Annotated in this window: 10 protein-coding genes; 6 read left to right on the forward strand and 4 right to left on the reverse strand. The window is 55.2% G+C overall.

Annotated elements, in window-relative coordinates:
- Positions 1-60: 60 nt before the first annotated feature.
- The 4 genes from AB8516_RS17155 to nifJ form a co-directional block, all read right to left on the reverse strand.
- The gene (locus AB8516_RS17155) at positions 61-3,231 is read right to left on the reverse strand and encodes an efflux RND transporter permease subunit (protein ID WP_369162449.1); all 3,171 of its coding nucleotides are present in this window, start codon (positions 3,229-3,231) and stop codon (positions 61-63) included.
- Between the two features lie 20 nt (positions 3,232-3,251).
- On the reverse strand, positions 3,252-4,244 hold the full coding sequence (locus AB8516_RS17160; protein ID WP_369162450.1) for an efflux RND transporter periplasmic adaptor subunit: 993 nt from the start codon (positions 4,242-4,244) through the stop codon (positions 3,252-3,254).
- A 542-nt stretch (positions 4,245-4,786) separates the two neighbouring features.
- Positions 4,787-5,638 carry a dienelactone hydrolase family protein gene (locus tag AB8516_RS17165; protein WP_369162451.1) on the reverse strand — a complete coding sequence of 284 codons (852 nt, stop codon included), beginning with the start codon at positions 5,636-5,638 and terminating at the stop codon, positions 4,787-4,789.
- 437 nt (positions 5,639-6,075) lie between these two features.
- Positions 6,076-9,651 (reverse strand): pyruvate:ferredoxin (flavodoxin) oxidoreductase, encoded by a 3,576-nt coding sequence (nifJ, locus tag AB8516_RS17170; RefSeq protein WP_369162452.1) that lies wholly within the window; start codon positions 9,649-9,651, stop codon positions 6,076-6,078.
- 304 nt (positions 9,652-9,955) lie between these two features.
- On the opposite strand from nifJ, the gene AB8516_RS17175 reads away from it, so the two are divergent.
- The 6 genes from AB8516_RS17175 to AB8516_RS17200 all read left to right on the forward strand — a co-directional run bounded on the left by AB8516_RS17175 (position 9,956) and on the right by AB8516_RS17200 (position 17,156).
- Entirely contained in the window at positions 9,956-11,086 is a 1,131-nt protein-coding gene (locus AB8516_RS17175; RefSeq protein WP_369162453.1) for a 4Fe-4S dicluster domain-containing protein, read from the forward strand.
- A complete protein-coding gene (locus AB8516_RS17180; RefSeq protein WP_369162454.1) occupies positions 11,079-11,909 on the forward strand; it encodes an FAD/NAD(P)-binding protein in 831 nt (276 codons plus the stop codon). The genes AB8516_RS17175 and AB8516_RS17180 overlap by 8 nt, the downstream gene beginning before the upstream one ends.
- 223 nt (positions 11,910-12,132) lie before the next feature.
- Positions 12,133-12,921 carry a sulfhydrogenase subunit delta gene (locus AB8516_RS17185; RefSeq protein WP_369162455.1) on the forward strand — a complete coding sequence of 263 codons (789 nt, stop codon included), beginning with the start codon at positions 12,133-12,135 and terminating at the stop codon, positions 12,919-12,921.
- Entirely contained in the window at positions 12,914-14,215 is a 1,302-nt protein-coding gene (locus AB8516_RS17190; protein ID WP_369162456.1) for a Ni/Fe hydrogenase subunit alpha, read from the forward strand. Before AB8516_RS17185 ends, AB8516_RS17190 begins: the two co-directional genes overlap by 8 nt.
- On the forward strand, positions 14,212-14,658 hold the full coding sequence (locus AB8516_RS17195) for a hydrogenase maturation protease (protein ID WP_369162457.1): 447 nt from the start codon (positions 14,212-14,214) through the stop codon (positions 14,656-14,658). Before AB8516_RS17190 ends, AB8516_RS17195 begins: the two co-directional genes overlap by 4 nt.
- Positions 14,659-14,774: 116 nt before the next feature.
- Complete coding sequence (locus AB8516_RS17200) at positions 14,775-17,156, forward strand: protein kinase domain-containing protein (protein ID WP_369162458.1); 2,382 nt, start codon at positions 14,775-14,777, stop codon at positions 17,154-17,156.
- The last annotated feature ends 90 nt before the right edge of the window (positions 17,157-17,246 follow it).

Consider the following 17,246-nt stretch of genomic DNA (forward strand, 5'->3'; position numbering starts at 1 on the left):
AGAATAAGACACTAACGACAGGCCCTAGGAGCGGATATTCAGGTAATCAGGTTTCACTGGCTAGAGGGTTGATCCTGACTCAGTGCCACCGGTTGCTTTTGGGGAACGACGAAAAAACAATGCCGCCATGATTAATGCAGGCAAGAACGTCAAGGTAACGATCGCGGTTCCAACCAGCCCGCACAGCACGATAACACCAACACCACGATAGAGTTCAGTACCCTCGCCCGGGATCAGGACAAGTGGCGCCAGTCCGCACACGGTCGTCAATGTCGTCATGGCGATGGGCCTTAGGCGTATGGCGACCGCATCGCGCACAGCCTGTTGTGCCGCCATGTGGTGTTCCCGGACATTGACCATGGCCTGATGCACAATCAGAATGGGATTGTTGACCACGGTACCCATAAGGATGAGAAAACCAAGCATAGTGATCATATCGAATGGCTGGCTCATGGCCGGGTAACCAACGGCTGGCAGCCAGGCGCCGATCTGGTTCATCAACCAGAGCCCAACAAGTCCGGAAGCGATTCCCAGCGGTATAGTGGTCATGATCAACAAGGGATAACCCCAGTGGGAAAAGATAGCGACCAGGACCAGATAGATAATGACAAGGGCCACCAGGTAGTTGGCAGTCAGTGATTCGCGGGTGGCCTGCAATTGATCGCTGGCGCCGGAGATGATGATTTTTACATTGCTGGGTACGACGCCGCTATCCAGCAGATATGTCACCACGTCGCGTTTGACGATCTCCAGCCCTGTCTCCAAGGCGATGTTGTCTGGCGGTATGATGCTTAGGGTTACGGTGCGTTTACCATTGACGCGGCGGATGTTGCTGGTATCGACTGACTCCACGATTCTTGCCAGCGATGCCAGAGGCACCACGGCATTGGTGGGAGTATAGACCGGCAGGCTATCCAAACTTTCCAACGAGGCGTTGCTGCCCGCACTGCTGTAGAGATAGATATCGATCTTGTCATCTTCAAGGAAGAACTCATCGACAAAGGCGCCGTCGGTCAAGGCGGCGATGGTGAAGCCCATGTCGGCATTGGATATACCGGACTGCGCCAGTCGCTCCCAATTGGGCTTGATCTCGATCAAGGGTTGAGAGAGGGTCAGCGAAGCGGGTTGCGAACGGACCCTCGGTTTTTCGAAAACCTGCTTGGCGCGGGATTCGGCTCGTGCCGCAACCGCATAGATGGTCTGCAGGGAGGGACCTGAGATGTCGAGGTTGATGCTGCGAGTACCGCCGCTATTGCTGGTTATGATGGAGCCGCGTGATACAAACGAACGCATACCGACATACTTTTCATACTGCCTGTCAACGGCATCCATCAGCGGCTTGATATGTTTAGGATCCTTTGGCTGAGCGATAATGCGCAGGCGAGTGGCCTGAATGCTCAGATTGAAATAGGCCATGGCCGGTACTTCGGTCTCGCCACGGTCAAATCGGCTCGGGCCATGCTCTAGAAAGGGCATGAAATACTCCTGCACTTCATGGCCGATGCGCGTCATGGTTTCGAGATTGTAGCCGGTGGGCGGACTCATGCTGGCAAACAGCTTCGGCTCCTCGCCTTCCGGCAGGTATTCAGCCGGAGGTGTGAGGTAGACGATGATCGCGCCACAGATACCGATCACCACCACGATGACGCCCAACTGATGTATGCGTGTCCCGACTATCCATTCGACACGCCTGATCAGGAATTCTCTCCACCCCACCTTGCCTGTAGACCGATGCCCCCCCTGGCTGCCGCTAAAGACGTGTGCGGCTGCCGAAGGTATCACGGCAATCGCCACCAGCATGGAGGCGATGATGGAAGCAGAGATGGCGATGGCCACATCGGAATACAACTGCCCCGCCTCTTCGGCGATAAACACGATGGGCACGAACACCAGCACCGTGGTCAGGGTCGAGGCGAGCACCGCTGGCCAGACCTTGCGCACTCCGTCAACGGCGGCCTGCCATCGGTCCAGCCCCTTGCGCCATGACAGTTCAATGCTTTCCAGCACCACGATACTGTTGTCCAGAGTCATGCCGATGGCGAATGCCACACCGGCCAATGAGATGACATTGATGGTGCGACCCGCCAAGATGAGGCCCATAAAAGCGGCGATGGTACAGATCGGTATGCCCATCACCCCGATCAGTGTTGCCTTGCCGGTGCGCAGAAACAGGAACATCACCATACTGGCCAATATTGCTCCGATAAGCAGATTAGTCCAGACGTTATAGATCGAGGCCTCTACATAACCCACGTCATCCGCCACTAGAAACATCTGCATACCTGCGGGTTTGAGCACCTCTTCGTTGATGGCCTCGACCTCCGGCATCATGGCCCGCTTGATGTCGATGACATTGGAACCCGCTTGACGTCGAACCGACATGCCGATCACCGGATCGCCGTCCGTATAAGAGAAACGGGTGATCTCGAAATGGCCGAGCCGGATCTCCGCTATCTCACCAAGACGAGTCAGGGCATCGCCCTGATGGTCAACAATCACCTCTTTGAGATCTTCGACATCGCGAACACGCCCGATGGTACGCAGCAGATAACGCCGCTTGCCGGATTCGATCTCGCCGCCGGAGACGTCACGATTTCGCTGTTGGATGGCACCGCGCACTTGGGCCACGGTGAGATTGCGTTCAGCGAGTCGAGCGGGATCGACCAGTATCTGTATTTGTCGTTCCGCACCGCCGTAGACAGAGATCTCCGACACGCCTGGCACAGTTTCCATGCGCGAGGCCACATGGTCCCGTATGAAATCCTGCATCGGGATCATGTCCAGGTTGCGCGGATTGCCCGCTAAAGGCGTAACCCGGAAATACATGAAGGAGTTGGCTGAAAAGGAGGTGGCGTAGATGCGCGGTTCATCCACGTTGTTGGGATAAGAGGGCACACGGCTCAGCGCGTTGATCACTTCGATCAGGGTATCGTTGAGGTTGATACCGAACGGGAACTCCAGTTCGACCTGGGCGCGACCAAAGGAGGCCGAGGAGACGATCCGCTGCAGTCCGCGTACGCTGCGCAAGTGTTCTTCCTGTTCGATGAGGATCTCTTTCTCGACATCCTGCGGCGTGGCGCCTGGCCAGTTGGTGCGGATGGAGAAGGTGCGAACCTCCAGATCGGGGATCATTTGCACCGGTATTTTCAAGGCGGCGACGATCCCCAGCACGATCACGATGAGCGTGCCCACAGCGACCAGAATTCCGTGTTTGACCATGGCTTCGAACATGATTCTTTCCAGTGGCCTCTTTATTCCTCACGCTTGATGATGACATTCTGCCCGTCGCGCAACGCTTCATTGCCTTGCACCACAACGGTGGTATCGGCGGCCAAGCCGCTGGTGATAGTGACCATGCCGTTGAAACTCAAACCGGTTTGAACCTGTTGTTCAGAGACCGTGGCGCTTTCTCCTTTCTGATTGACTGCCCAAACGGTGACACGACCGTCTGGGTAGCGTATCAATGCATCTCGATGGATCACGACACCTCGAGTACCGGTATTCAAACGCAGTACCGCGCTAGCCGACATCCCCGGCGCCAGCTTCACTTGGTGATCGTCTAGCGTTGCCCGAACCAGAAAGGTGCGAGTGCCCGGGTCGGTTACCGGGATAATAGTCTCGATCACGCCATCAAATGTTCGCCCAGGCAGTGCATCCAAGCTGATAAGGATCTTGGTGGTTTTATCCAGTTTGGCGTAAACGGATTGCGGGACCCGGAAATCGATACGCAGTCCCTCGGTAGCGATCAATTCGACGACGGTGTCACCCGGCTGAATCCACTCGCCCTGTTCGACCAGTCTGCGACTGATGACGCCGGCGAATGGCGCTATCAGCTTGTGGCGCTTCAGTTGCGCCGCCTGGCGTTGCTGCTCTGCCTGGAAACGCTTTACTCCAGCACCGTCAATGCGAACCTCAGCCGCCAGCGACTCGATTTCATTGACCGACACGCTGTGGCGCTTGGCCAGCACCTTGGCATCGTTCAGGCGGCGCTTGGCGTCCTCCAGTTCCTGGATCGCACTTTCCGTTGCAGCGCGAGCCGCCGCCAGGGAAAGCCTGTCCAGCTCCGAATTGAGCTGCAGGATTTCATCACCGGTCCGCACCTGGTCGCCTATCTCGATTGATATACGCTCAACGATACCGCTCACCTCAGTCGATAGTTTAGCGATACGTGCTGAGATTACGCTGCCGGTTATTGGAACCTCTTCGATTAGTGCGACCTCCTCGGCTGAGTCAACCAGAACCATCGGACCGCTCTGTTGAGCAAATGCTACGTTCCCGCAAATGAACGCCATTAACACCAAGTATCGTCTCAAAACAAAGGGGCGTGTCTGGCGCCGATTTTTTTGCGGAATATTCATATGGCCTTGGCAGGAGAAACAATGATATGACTTCATAAATCTATCACCGAAGCTCGAAAATGGAGCATTGTTTTACTATTGGAAGAATATGATTTCTCAAGGGCTTAATTGTTTTTAGTGTCTCCCGCCTGCTGAAGTCAGCTGAGTCCGGCCGAGATTTGCGTCCAGATTGCCTCCTACCCTTTGACCGCACCGCCAAAACAATAATCCATCGTAACTGTATTGTCCGTATTTGCACCAAGTTCGACAGCTTTTTTCAGAGCGTTGTTCATCAGCATACGCATTTTCTTCCGGTCTTCATACAGTTATCCGGTATGTTGATCCGCCTAATTTCGTGGTCAGTTAATCCATCCCTGTCATGGATGAGCTGTACCGTCGGGGCGTCAGACCCGGCGGAGATGTAGTATCCCGCACAGGGTCTTCCATCCTCACTGTAGATAATGACTCATAAAATCAGCGGCTCGTTGTATGGCATCTTTTGCAGCCAAATCATCAGCAAATGTGCGAATGTTCTCTGGACGAAAATCAAAACCACGCCCAACACCGGGATAGATGAATAGCTCTACATGACGATTGTTGGCCTGCATAGACTTGACAGCGGTTTCTATACTCCTCCTTCTTTGGTACTGCTCTTTTTCACCAATAAAGATGAGTGCGGGAATGACAAGATCATCAGCCTCTTTGGCGTAGCGATAAACCTGCATTGGCTCAGGTGCATTTGGGTCCTGCATATGTGGATAGTAAGAGACGTAGCAAGCGACTTCCTTGTTTTGCCGCTTCCTGGTAACAGCGACTTTCAGTGTCATGTAACCACCGCGTGTATGTGAGTAGAGACAGATTTTATCTGAACTGATATCCGGCAGACTAAGTAAATGATCAACTCCCATGTTGACGTCACTTTCCAGTGCGTAGTCATGCTCTATTGGAAATTTTTCGATGAAGCGCGCGGAAAAGACATCAGGTGCTAGAATCACGAATCCACGGGCAGCAAGTCTTTGTGCATGGCGTACCACCAAATCGTCAAGGCCGCGCCGTCCATGTTGAAACAGAATGCCAGGGTATTTCTTGTTGTCATCAGGGCGGATAATCAAAGCAGGTATTTCAACATCTCCATTTGTGTAGGATGTATGACGTATAGTCACTGTGTTGTTGACTGGTATAGTTAATCTTCCTTTCTCCCACCATTCTTCATCCCACCACTGCTTGTTTGGGTTTAGCGGATCTTCAGCCTTCGCTAAGGGGCAAAGTAACGTTATCAGGCAAAGAATGATTCTTGACATTTTTATAACTACGGTTCTTTGGTTTCAGCAATATATTGAAGTACAAAAAGATAAGCCGAAGCAGAAAGCGATTTGTAAGATATAAAATGATTGTGGATGATATAAACTAAATAAAGACCTTAAGAAATTTAGTGGAATACCTCAATCTAACATTTCGATTATACTTTCTGAAAAATAGCTATAACATTCAGTTTTAGACGCCTAGGCAACGAGTATCTCGAAACCGAAACGACAGGTTTTGGCCAAAACCGGCTATAACGCCTTCCTCAAGAAATGCCCGCTTCTACCCGTAACATCCTGGTGTTTAGTTGTAATGCATTTGGATCTGTCGGTTTACATTGTTGAGATGGTTTTAATTTACAACAATTCTTCCACAGATTAGTTCATATAGAAGTACCTGCGGTAAACTTGAGCACCTGACACGAATAGCGTATTGACTATTTATCTGTCTCTCCCACAGCCAGTTTCGCCAACTGTTCATAGAGCTGATAGCGGGTCTTGATATGCTGTTGTGCCTGACGCATGAAACGTTCCGAAAGATCCGGGTGGGTACGCTCCAATACACTGAACCGGGTTTCCGTACTGGCGAAGTCGCGATAGGGGATGGAGGGTTCCTTGGAGTCCATCTTTAAGGGATTCTCACCTTTTTCGGTCCGTCGGGGATCGTAACGGAACAGGGGCCAGTGTCCCGAGTCGACCGCCAGCTCCTGCTGCCGGATGTTGTTCGATAGATCCACGCCATGGGCGATGCAGGGTGAGTAACAGATGATCAGCGAGGGCCCCTCGTAGGACTCGGCCTCGAGAAAGATGCGCAGGGTATGCACGTCCTTGGCGCCGAAGGCCACCTGCCCCACGTAGACATTGCCGTAGGACATGGCCATCAAGGCGATATCCTTCTTATTGGTCGGCTTGCCGCTGGCGGAGAACTTGGCGACCGCACCGAGGGGTGTTGCCTTGGATGTCTGGCCGCCGGTGTTGGAGTAGGTCTCAGTGTCGAGCAGCAGGATGTTGACGTTGCGCCCGGATGCCAGGACATGGTCGACGCCGCCATAGCCGATGTCGTAGGCCCAGCCGTCACCGCCCACCAGCCAGACACTCTTTCTCGCCAGGCTGTCGGCCACCGCCAACAGTCTTTTGGCCTCCGGGGTGTCGAGATCGGCCAATTTCTCTTTCAACATATCGATACGCTGGCGCTGTTCGAATATCTCTGCCTCATTCTGCTGTTCTGCGCCAAGCAGGGCGTCGCACAGTTCACCGCCCAGTTGTTCCTGCATCTCATGGATCAGGGTGATGGCCTGGTCCCGCTGCTTATCGATGGCGATGCGCATGCCGAATCCGAATTCCGCATTGTCCTCGAACAGAGAGTTTGACCAGGTGGGGCCTCTACCCTCCGGATTGGTGGTGTAGGGAGTTGTGGGCAGATTGCCGCCGTAGATGGAAGAACAGCCGGTGGCATTGGCGATCAGCATGCGGTCGCCGAAGAGCTGGGTCGCCAGTTTGATGTAGGGCGTCTCGCCGCATCCCACACAGGCCCCGGAGAATTCGAACAAGGGCTGCATGATCATCGATCCCTTGAGGGTCGTCTGCTTGAGCCGGCTGCGATCGTACTCGGGCAGGGTAAGGAAGAAATCCCAGTTGGCGCGCTCCTGGCGGTGGTAGGATTCATCGTCCACCATATTGAGCGCCTTGTGATGAGGATCCTTTTTATCCCGGATCGGACAGATCTCCACACACAGGCCGCAGCCGGTACAGTCGTCGGGCGCCACCTGATAACTGATGTGGCTCCCCGGCTCGAAATCCTTGCCGCCCTTTACCTGGGTATGGAGGAAGCTGTCGGGGGCATTTTCGGTCAGTGCTTCGGGGAAGACCTTTGAGCGGATCGCGGCGTGAGGACAGACAAGGGGGCACTTGCCGCAGTGGGTACAGAGGTCCATCTCCCATTTCGGCAGCTGTAGCGCGATGTTGCGTTTCTCATAAGCGGTGGTGCCCACGGGCCAGGTGCCATCGGAGGGCATCAAACTGACCGGCACGGCATCCCCCAGGCCTGCGATGATCAGGGAGGTCACCTGTTGCACGAAGGGTGGGGCATCGGCGGGCACCACTGCCTTGGGAGTCTCGTCCCTGGTGACTGCCTGCGGCACCTGTACCGGGTGCAGACCGGCCAGCGCCGCATCGATGGCGTCATAGTTGCGTTGCAGCAGACGTGCCCCCTTGCGGCCATAGCTCTTCTTCACCGCCTGTTTGATCAGTTCAATGGCGCGATCCTGATCCAGCAGGTCTGAGATAGCGAAGAAGCAGGTCTGCATGATGGTGTTGATACGCCGGCCCATGCCGGTCTTGTCGGCAATTGCGTAGGCATCGATGATATAGAAGCTGAGTGCCTTATCGATGATCTGCCGCTGCATCTTACCGGGCAGGGTCTGCCACACCTCATCCGCTCCCGCACTGGTATTGAGCAGAAACACGCCACCCGGTTTGGCCTTGTCGAGCATTTCGTATCGGTCCGGAAAGGTGGGTTGGTGGCAGGCGACGAAACTCGCTTCGTCCTCGCCGATCAGGTAGGTGCTGTTGATCGGCTCGGGGCCGAAGCGCAGATGCGAGACGGTCACTGCCCCCGATTTTTTTGAGTCGTATTGAAAATAGCCCTGGGCATGGTTGTCTGTCTGCTCGCCGATGATCTTGATGGAGTTCTTGTTGGCGGATACGGTACCGTCGGCCCCCAGGCCATAGAAGAGGCAGGCGGTGACGCCCTGGCTGGCTGCGGGCCGAAAACGGCTGTCCCAGGGCAGACTGGTCTTGCTGAGGTCGTCGATGATGCCGACGGTGAAGGGGTTTCTCGGCCGGTCGAGGGCTAGCTCTTCAAAGATGCCCTTGACCATCGCCGGGGTAAACTCTTTCGAGGAGAGGCCGTAGCGGCCACCGACGATTCTTGGTAACTGACTCCGGCGCCCATCGTTGTAGGCCTGGGCGAAGGCTCCTAGTACATCCTTGTAGAGTGGTTCGCCATCGGCGCCTGGCTCCTTGGTGCGATCTAGGACGGCGATCTTCTGTACCGATGCGGGTACTGCGGCCAGCAGCCGTGCCGCATCGAAGGGGCGGAACAGGCGCACCTTGACCATGCCCACAGGCTCCCCCTCGGTCACAAGATGCTCCACCGCCTCCTGGGCGGCGCCGATGCCGGAGCCCATCAGCATGATCAGGCGCTCAGGTCGCTCCGCACCCAGATATTCGAACAGGCTGTATTGACGGCCGGTTAGGCGGGCAAAACGATCCATCGTCGATTGCAGGATGGACGGTGCATCAGCATAGAAAGGGTTGACCGTTTCACGCCCTTGGAAATAGACATCCGGGTTTTGCGAGGTGCCGCGAATCACCGGGTGGTCGGGGGAGAGCGCACGTTGCCGATGGGCCGTGATCCACTCTTCGTCGAGCATCGCCCTGATGCTTTCCTCGTTGGGCAGGTGGATCTTGTTGACCTCGTGTGAAGTGCGAAAACCGTCAAAGAAGTGGAGGTAGGGCACCCGGCTTTCCAGGGTAGCCGCCTGGGCGATCAGGGCAAAGTCCGCCACCTCCTGCACGCTGGCGGAGCAGAGCATGGCATAGCCGGTGGCGCGGCAGGCCATGACATCGCTATGGTCACCGAAGATGGAGAGGGCCTGAACCGCCAATGAACGGGCCGAGACATGCAGAACTGTCGGGGTCAGCTCTCCCGCGATCTTGTACATGTTGGGTATCATCAAAAGCAGACCCTGAGAGGCGGTGAATGAGGTGGAGAGAGAGCCCGCCTGCAATGCCCCATGTACCGTCCCGGCGGCGCCGGCCTCGCTCTGCATCTCGATCACATCCGGCACCGAACCCCAGATATTTTTTATGCCCCGGGCAGACCACTCGTCTGACCACTCCCCCATGGGCGATGCCGGCGTGATCGGATAGATGGCGATGATTTCATTGGTTAGGTGTGCAATATAAGCAGCGGCTTCGTTACCGTCGATGGTCACCATGTTTTTTTGCATAGCCTGAATTCCTGCTCTGGTTGCCGGGATAATCGTGAAAACCAAACTGATCTGCAGCGGTCATCGGTTATTTGCGTGAGGCCAATCCCGCTCCTGTTCGGTGCATTTAATATCCATGATTGATGAAGGTCATAGTACGACTGATTTTATGCTTTTTTGCCTATGCAGCATGGATTCCTTGGCTAGAATTAAGTCGAAGAAGAATCCGATTCAGATCCTGAATCCTTTAATAGCGCAGGCGCGTATTTTTTTAACTTTACGCTTTTTCCCAGTGATGACCAAGTAACGGTCACAAGGATCCAGTGTGAATTCTCAGGTCCACCCATCTGTCGAAAGGCGTCCGGGTTTTCTCCCTCGTTCGTCATTGCAGGCACTCTTCACGGTATTGTTACAGACCGGCTACAAGATATATGGTCCCCAGGTTCGTGACGGTGCGATTCAGTTCGTGTATATGGACGACCCTGAGTCGTTGCCAATGGGTGTGACCAATGAGCAGCAACCGGGACACTATCGATTGACCAGCGGGGAGAGCCGGCGACTCTTCGACTGGAATCACGGTCCACAGGCTTTGAAGCCACTCTGTTTCGCTCCTCGTGAGGTGCTCTGGCTGGAGAGTGCGGCGCCCTTCGCCTTCAAGCGCACCCTGCCGGAGGTCACGCAGACTGCAGTGATAGGCGTGCGGGCCTGTGATTTGGCGGCGTTGGCGATACTGGATCAGCACTTCGAGCTCGAGATGCGGCCGGATCCCCATTACCGGCAGCGCCGGGATAGCCTGTTGCTGATCGGGGTCGATTGCGCCCATTCAGCCTCGACCTGCTTTTGTGCCTCCACCGGTGATGGCCCGGCTCTGGATGGTGGTTACGACATCGGCATGGCGGAACTCGATGAGGGTTTTCTGATCTGGCGCCAAAGCGACAAAGGTCAGGCGATCACCGATCAATTGAAACTCCGGCCCGCCGACGATGACCAGCTGGAGGCGATGCTGCAGGCCACCACCCGGGCAGCCGGACAACAGAAGCGCCATCTGCCCGGAAGTGAGGAACTGCAACAACTCTACAAGCGTTTGGAACACAGTCACTGGGATCAGGTGGCAGAGCGCTGCCTCTCTTGCGGCAACTGTACCGCGGTCTGTCCCACCTGCTTCTGCTATCAGGTCGAACATGAAATGGCCCTGACCGGCGATAGTGCGGAGATGGTTCGCAGTTGGGATTCCTGTTTCAGTCCGACCCATAGCGATATGGGGCATTTCCAGGTCCGCAACAACATCAAGTGCCGCTATCGTCAATGGATGACCCACAAGCTCGCCGGGTGGCAGGTGCAGCAGAGGCGTATCGGTTGCACCGGCTGCGGTCGCTGCATCGCCTGGTGTCCGGTGGGAATAGATCTGACCGAGGAAGTAACGGCAGTGTTGGAGGAGGGCAGTCTCGATGTTTGATCCCCATATGCCACATGTCGCAGTGATCGATCGGCGTATTCAGGAATCACCCACAATCTTTACGTTAAGGCTTCAGTACGACTGGGAGGTGCGGCAGGCCTACGAATTCGATCCCGGACAGTTCAACATGGTGACTCTCTTCGGTGTTGGAGAGATCCCCATCTCCATCGTCAACGACCCCCTGGACAACCACTACTTCGACCATACGATCCGGGTGGTCGGGCGTGTCTCGGATGGGTTGTCGAAATTGCAACCGGGTGATCGGGTCGGTATTCGCGGTCCTTTCGGTCGGGGCTGGCCGCTGGCGCGAATGAAGGGCAAGGATATTCTACTGATCACTGGAGGACTGGGCTGTGCCCCTCTGGTGTCGGTTATCAGATTCATCATGCGCCGCCGCGAATACTATGGCCGCATCCACATCCTGCAGGGGGTCAAGCACTCCGATGATCTCATATGGCGCGAACAGTATGACGAATGGGCAAAGCTGAGAGACGTGCATATTCTGCTGGCGGCGGATGTTGTCGGTATGGGCTGGAAAGGACAACAAGGGATGGTGACTGAGCTGATCAGTCAGATTTCGGTACGACCCCATCGGACAGTGGCCCTGCTCTGTGGACCGGAGCTGATGATGCTGGCAGCCATCGCCAACCTGCGCGACATGGCGCTGGCCGACGGCAGTATCTGGTTCAGCATGGAGCGCAACATGCAGTGTGGCATCGGGCAGTGTGGCCACTGCCAGGTCGGTCCGCACTATGTGTGCCAGGACGGGCCGGTATTCTGTTATTCGGATCTGGCGGACTTTTTGGGGGCGAAAGGGTTTTAACTGACGAGTTTTGAGTTATGAGTTTTGAGTTGGTTGTGTGCGGCAAGCCGCACGGTTCTTTGATTCCCTCTAACACAGGTAGAGGGCACACGTGAGATGAAAAATCTTGAGCGTAGCGAATACAACCAACTCAAAACTAAAAACTTATAACTTAAAACTTCCGGTACCTGTGGCTGTGTAAGCTGATCTATCTGACATTCTTTGGAAGACGGAGTTTAGAAACATGACGGGTACTAAACCAAAGCTCGCAGTCCACAAATTCAGCTCCTGCGACGGCTGCCAGCTGGCGCTGCTGAATTTGGGTGAGCCACTGCTGCTGCTTCCGCAGTTGGTGGACATTGTTCATTTTGCCGAGGCAGGTCCCAGTGACCCGGTAGCCCAGGCCGATATTGCACTGGTGGAGGGGAGTGTCTCCACGCCTGAGGATATCGAGCGTATCCGGCAAGTGCGGGAGCACAGCGGCTTGCTGATCTCCATAGGCGCCTGTGCCACCGCAGGCGGGTTACAGGCACTGGCCAATTTTACTGACCGTGACAGCTGGATTGCGGCGGTCTATGAGCAACCCGACTACATCGACGCCTTGCAACACTCCAATCCCATCTCCCACTACGTCAAGGTCGATTTCGAGATCCCCGGCTGTCCGGTCAATTCCCGTCAGGTAGTGGCGGCCTTGCGCGACCTGCTGAGCGGCGTCAAACCCCGCCCGGAGCGCCAGTCGGTCTGTATGGAATGCAAGCGTAAGGGGTTGGTCTGTACCATGGTCAGCAAGGGAGAGCCCTGCATGGGACCGGTGACAGTGGCCGGATGCGGCGCACTTTGTCCATCCATGGGTCGTGGTTGCTACAGCTGTTACGGACCCCTCGAACAGATCAATGATCGTTCCTTGGCTGAGCGTTTTAACCAGCTTGGCCTCGACCGGGCAGCCGTCGTACGACGGTTCCATTTTATTGCCAATCATGCCCCTGCCTTTAAACAGGCCGGAGAGCGGCTGAAAGAAACGACCAATGAATGACACAACACGTGATATCCACATCCATGTGCCGGTCTTGACCCGGGTCGAGGGTGAAGGCGCCCTGAAGATCGATGTGGTGGACGGCGCCATCCAGAATCTGGCCCTGCACATCTATGAACCGCCGCGGTTATTCGAGAAATTTGTCGAAGACTACGAGTGCAATCAAGTCATCGACATGGTGGCGCGCATCTGCGGCATCTGTCCGGTGGCCTACCAGATGAGTGCGGTGCAGGCCTTTGAGAGCCTGTTCGGCTTTCAGCCCCCGGACTGGGTGAGGGATATGCGCCGGGCGATGTACTGCGGTGAATGGCTGCAGAGCCATGCCCTGCATATCCATCTGCTGTCAGCCCCCGATTTTCTCGGTTTCGATTCGGCTATCGCCATGGCGGCCGACTATCCGGATGCGGTGCGGCGGGGTCTTGAACTGCAGAGCCTCGGCAACGATCTGATTGCGCTTTTCGGTGGTCGTTCGGTGCATCCCGTCGGGGTTCGTGTCGGAGGATTCTATCGGGCGCCGAGAGAGGATGAAGTAGCAACCCTACTAAGACGCCTGGAGGCGGCACTGCCGGCAGCCGAGGCCCTGGTAGGCTGGACTGCCGGGCTCGAATTTCCGGACGACGAACAGGCCTTCACCAGTGTTGCTATGAGTCACCCCGATGAGTACGCCATCAATCAGGGCAACCTGATCTCGGGACAGGGCCTGGAGACCGAGATAACCTTCTATGAAAGCTATTTTCAGGAGCACCAGTCCCCCCACTCCACCGCCCTCCATTCGACGCTGGATGAACGCCCCTATCTGGTCGGTCCCCTGGCCCGGCTCAACCTCAACTTCCATCAGCTGCCCAAGCCGGTGCGCAAGATCATGGACGGGTGCGGTATCCCGTTTCCCAGTCACAACATGTTCCACAGCATTGTGGCGCGGGCCATCGAGCTTCACCTGGCGGTTTATGAGGCGATCCGGCTGCTGCAAAATTACCATCCGCCCGATGAACCCTATATCCCGCTCAAACCCCGGGAGGGTAACGCATTCGGTTGCACCGAAGCGCCGCGCGGTATCCTCTGGCACCGCTACGACGTGGACGACCGGGGAATGGTGCGTCATGCCCGCATCGTGCCGCCCACCAGCCAGAATCAAGGGCGGATCGAAGAGGATATCCGCCTTTCACTGGAGCGCTTCGGTCTGGACAATCCGGATGACGCGCTGCGCCTGAGGGCCGAACAGGTGATTCGCAATTACGATCCCTGTATCTCTTGCGCCACACATTTTCTCAGACTCCACGTTCATCGCCGATGACCCGCGTTCTCGGGGTCGGTTCACCCTTTGGCGCCGATCGACTGGCCTGGCTGGCCATCGATCATCTTGCCGGATTGGGCTGGAAGGATTGTGAACTGGTCAAGCTCGATCGACCCGGCAGCCGGCTGGTCAGCTATTTTCATGGTGTTGAGCAGGTGGTGATCATCGATGCCGTATGCTTGTCCGATCAACCGGGAAGTGTTGTTGCAATAGACCTTGAGAGGTTGCAGCAACTGGATTATCCGACCTCCAGTCATGGTTTTGGTGTGGCCGAGGCTGTGGCCCTTGCCAGGCAACTGGGTGAACTGCCGCCCCGACTCCACGTGCTGGGTATTCAGACAGGTGAAGATGTCATGCAACTGCCGGCCGTTGATCTACAGGTGCTTGCAAAGCTGGTTAGCGGCTATTTGGATACGGCATCCTTTCAGGGCCGATTGGATTAGTGTCAACAGGCCCTGGTTCGGCGATTCGGTGTCAACAAGCTCTGACACTCGTCTCATCATCCGCATAAGGTTTTCAGTGAATTGCCGATAAGAGAGATGGGGTTATTCCGGGAGTGATGATGAAGCCTAAAAAGATCGGGCGGTTTCAGGTTGGAGAACAACTGGGTGTTGGCAATCAGGGTACGGTCTATCTCTGTCACGACAGCCAGCTGCAACGCAAGGTTGCGATTAAACTGCTCAACAAGTCGCTGCAGGAATCATCGTTTCTGGATGAAGCCCGGGCGGCTAGTAAGCTCCAGCATGCCAATATCGTCTCCATCTACGAGGCCGGTGAGCACCAGCAGATACCCTACCTGGTGTTTGAGTATGCACAAGGCGAACTACTGAAAGACCTGATCAATGGTGAGCCTTTGGAGGTGGGTGATGTACTGCGGATCTTTCAGGGCCTGCTGGAAGGCATGGGCCAGGCCCACAAGGCAGGTATAGTCCATCGTGACCTGAAGCCGGCGAACATCATTATCAGCGAAGATAAGGTTCCGAAGATAATGGACTTCGGCATCGCCCGCCTTTTATCGGAGGCAAAGGGCCCGGATCGTCAACTAATCGGTACACCCAGATACCTGGCGCCGGAGTACATCCAAAGAGGCGAAGTCGGGCCGCAGGCTGATGTTTTTGCCCTTGGTTTGATTCTGGATGAGATGTTGACCGGAATGCCTGTGTTTAGCGGTCACAATCAGCAGATCGTTATCGATGCCATTCTCAAGCTGGAGGTGAAGCCTCCATCCCAGTTCAATCCGGCAGTGGATGAGAAGCTCGACCGCTTCATCCTCAAGTCCCTGGAAAAAGATCCTGTCTTACGTTACAGCGATGCAATCGAGATGTTGCAGGCCTTCAATGAGATGCGTGGCGTGACAGGGGAAAAACTGAGTGTCGAAGAAGATGCGAGCGGTACGGTGGAGTTCCTGCTCCGGCGGATGAAAAGGAAGAGCGACTTTCCCGCATTGTCGCAGTCGGTGCGCAGCATCAATGCCATGGCCGACGCCAGCAATAAGGATGTCAATCAGATGGCGGGCGTCATCGTCAAGGATTTTGCATTGACGAACAAGATCCTGAAAGTGGTCAACTCCGCCTACTATGGACGCTTCTCCGGAAGAATCGGAACCGTATCGCGGGCAGTCGTGGTTTTGGGTACACAAGCTATCCGCTCGTTGGCGGCCTCTTTGATTTTTTTCGAGCATATCGAAAACAAGCAGCAGGCCGAACACCTCAGGGAGCTGGTCTCTTCGGCGATGTTCCGTGCAACCCTGGCACACAAGGTGGCGGATGAAATCGATCAGAAGGAGGCCGAGGCCTATTTTCTTACCGGTTTGTTGAACGACCTGGGTAAGTTGCTGGTGGCATTCTATCTACCTGATGAGTCACAGGAGATTGATCGGCTGATCAAGGTCGATGGCAAGGAGCCGGTCGCGGCGCAGCACAGCGTACTGGGTGTCAGTTTCGAAAAGATCGGGATTGAGATCGCCGGACAGTGGAATTTTCCCAAGTCACTCATCGATAGTATGAAGCATTGGCAGGGGGATCATAAACCGGTCAACCGATTGGAGCGCAGACGTCTGGTCACCGCATTTGCTGATGATGCCATGGCGGTGATGATTGAATCGGGGCTCGACAGCAAATCCGCAATGGAAAGCCTGGCTAAAAAATATGATAAGGGGCTCAACATCACGAACAAGCAGATCTCTCGATTCGCCACTCGGTCGATGGAAGAGTTTCAAGAAGTGGCGAAGGCGATATCGAGCGATATATCAGATCAATTCATACAAAAACTCACCTCAAAAACCGATGATCTGCAATCCCATAAGGGGGTTGAAAAAAGTAAACCTAAAGCTATGGACAAGGACGGTTTGTCCGAAACACAGATTCTGGATGAAGAGGGTACCCAGACAGTCCAATCGACAGCCTCCGAGGATAATCCTCCAGCAACTCCGGAAGATGCGGAAACCCTGCTGATGGATGGCCTGCAGGAGGTGACGGGCATGCTGGTGGGAAACCACAGTGTATCCGAAATCTTCAACGTGGTGCTTGAAACCATGTACCGCGCGGTCGGCTTTCAAAGAGTCGTGTTGGCGCTACTGGATCGCAAGCGGGGGGAGATGGTGGGCAGATTGGGTTTCGGCAGTTCCGCCGATGAGTTTGTCGAGCTGTTCCACTTTCCCACGGTATATAGCGTGGATGTCTTTCATGGGGCATTGAAGAATGCCGTGGATGTCTATATCGCAGATACCACCGAAGGGAAGATTCAGGCCGATATTCCCGAATGGTACAAGCAGATCTCCAGTGCGGGATCATTTCTGCTCTTTCCCCTGGTGGTTAAAAACAGAGCGGTCGGTTTGATCTATGCGGATCATTCCAGTCCGCACGGTCTGGAGATCGATAAAAAGAGACTCAATCTGCTGAAGTCTCTCAGAAATCAGATTGTATTGGCGGTGAAATCCTAGGGATTGTAAGATCTGTCCAATAAACATCAATCGCCGTCAATAATCAAAAACAGCTACGGCTCGGCGTATTGGATTTGTGTTAACAGGCCT

The sequence above is a fragment of the Candidatus Thiodiazotropha sp. LNASS1 genome (assembly GCF_964212655.1).
In the GTDB taxonomy this organism is placed as follows: domain Bacteria; phylum Pseudomonadota; class Gammaproteobacteria; order Chromatiales; family Chromatiaceae; genus Thiodiazotropha.

Bases quoted from the DNA above. Each gene is read 5' to 3' on its own strand.
- AB8516_RS17160 (WP_369162450.1), bottom strand. From the start codon at position 4,244: ATGGTTCTGGTTGACTCAGCCGAGGAGGTCGCACTAATCGAAGAGGTT.
- AB8516_RS17155 (WP_369162449.1), bottom strand. From the start codon at position 3,231: ATGTTCGAAGCCATGGTCAAACACGGAATTCTGGTCGCTGTGGGCACG.
- AB8516_RS17190 (WP_369162456.1), top strand. From the start codon at position 12,914: ATGAATGACACAACACGTGATATCCACATCCATGTGCCGGTCTTGACC.
- AB8516_RS17185 (WP_369162455.1), top strand. From the start codon at position 12,133: ATGACGGGTACTAAACCAAAGCTCGCAGTCCACAAATTCAGCTCCTGC.
- AB8516_RS17200 (WP_369162458.1), top strand. From the start codon at position 14,775: ATGATGAAGCCTAAAAAGATCGGGCGGTTTCAGGTTGGAGAACAACTG.
- AB8516_RS17165 (WP_369162451.1), bottom strand. From the start codon at position 5,638: ATGTCAAGAATCATTCTTTGCCTGATAACGTTACTTTGCCCCTTAGCG.
- nifJ (WP_369162452.1), bottom strand. From the start codon at position 9,651: ATGCAAAAAAACATGGTGACCATCGACGGTAACGAAGCCGCTGCTTAT.
- AB8516_RS17180 (WP_369162454.1), top strand. From the start codon at position 11,079: ATGTTTGATCCCCATATGCCACATGTCGCAGTGATCGATCGGCGTATT.
- AB8516_RS17195 (WP_369162457.1), top strand. From the start codon at position 14,212: ATGACCCGCGTTCTCGGGGTCGGTTCACCCTTTGGCGCCGATCGACTG.